Consider the following 1,456-nt stretch of genomic DNA (forward strand, 5'->3'; position numbering starts at 1 on the left):
CTACTACTGTGCTTCCTGTCTCCGACGAAGAATCCGATTCGAAGGAATATTCAATACTGTTCCTTCGGCATAGGCCGGAGAAATGTCCTCATTGAGCTTCTGAAGTTCTTCATAAGTCAATCTGAAGGTCTGAAGGATTGCATCCAGTGTCTCTCCTGCCCGGACAATATACGGCAATGTCTCAACATTGTCATGATCTGCATCCGGCATCTCCCAACTGCTCACCGGGACACAGATTTTGTCACCCACCTGAAGATTATAGATACGCACCCCCGGATTCATCCAGATCAGATCCGCAACTTTCACATCATAAACACGACTTATTTTGTATAGGGTATCTCCCTTTTTAACCACATGAACAATGCCTCTGCAGGGGCGTCCATTAACATTCTCACCGCTGACATAATAATTCATGGTCATTAATTCCTGCCTTTTTATTATAATCTATGCGGCTCATTTTTAAAATGTGCAAAGAGAATTTTCTTCTTTTTTATAGAAATGTTTACCTTTTTTTAATGGTTTTCAAAAAAGTTGACGGTTGTTTTTTACAACATCATGTCGTATAATAAGATGGACTTGCTATCACGCAATTCGTAGTTTCCTATTCTATATAGACTATATTGTCTATTCATATATTTACATAAGGAGGGTAGTGATTCCCCTTTCGGAATCAGCTTTTATTTATGGATGCAACTTTATTTTTAGGTATTGATGTCGGCTCCACTACCGTCAAGGTAGCCATTTTGGATTCAGACAACAACGTCCTTTTTTCCGATTACGAAAGACATTTTGCCAATATCAGAGAGACACTGCTCGATCTGATGACAAAAGCCCGTGCGGAACTTGGAGACCGCGATCTTCATCCGATGATCACCGGTTCCGGCGGTATGTCCATCTCCAAATATATTCATGTTCCTTTTGTTCAGGAAGTTATCTCCGTTTCCAGTGCCCTTGGCTATTTTGCGCCGAAGACAGATGTTGCCATTGAGCTTGGCGGTGAAGATGCAAAGATCATTTATTTTGAAAACGGCAATGTGGAACAGCGTATGAACGGTATCTGTGCCGGCGGTACAGGTTCTTTTATCGACCAGATGGCCAGTCTTCTTGAGACAGATGCCCCTGGATTAAATGAATATGCGAAGAATTACAAAGCGATTTATCAGATTGCCGCCAGGTGCGGCGTTTTTGCCAAGACAGATATCCAGCCTCTGATCAATGACGGCGCTTCCAAGGAAGATTTATCTGCTTCCATTTTCCAGGCCGTTGTCAATCAGACCATCAGCGGTCTGGCCTGCGGTAAACCGATCCGCGGTCATGTGGCATTTCTTGGCGGTCCGCTCCACTTCCTTTCAGAGCTGAAGGCAGCTTTTATCCGCACGCTTCACCTGACAGACGAAGAAGTCATTGCACCGGCCAATTCCCATTTGTTTGCAGCTATGGGTGCCGCTATGAACTA

General features: G+C 43.8%; 2 protein-coding genes. One reads left to right on the forward strand and one right to left on the reverse strand.

Annotated elements, in window-relative coordinates:
* Window positions 1-3 precede the first annotated feature (3 nt).
* Complete coding sequence (locus WMO25_RS17965) at window positions 4-414, reverse strand: LysM peptidoglycan-binding domain-containing protein (RefSeq protein ID WP_349086587.1); 411 nt, start codon at window positions 412-414, stop codon at window positions 4-6.
* A 269-nt stretch (window positions 415-683) separates the two neighbouring features.
* Here WMO25_RS17965 and WMO25_RS17970 point away from each other — a divergent pair.
* A partial coding sequence (locus WMO25_RS17970; protein ID WP_349086589.1) for a BadF/BadG/BcrA/BcrD ATPase family protein occupies window positions 684-1,456 on the forward strand: 773 nt, incomplete at its 3' end.

The organism is Coprococcus intestinihominis, assembly GCF_040096555.1.
Lineage (GTDB): Bacteria > Bacillota > Clostridia > Lachnospirales > Lachnospiraceae > Coprococcus_A > Coprococcus_A intestinihominis.

Bases quoted from the DNA above. Each gene is read 5' to 3' on its own strand.
- WMO25_RS17965 (WP_349086587.1), bottom strand. From the start codon at position 414: ATGAATTATTATGTCAGCGGTGAGAATGTTAATGGACGCCCCTGCAGA.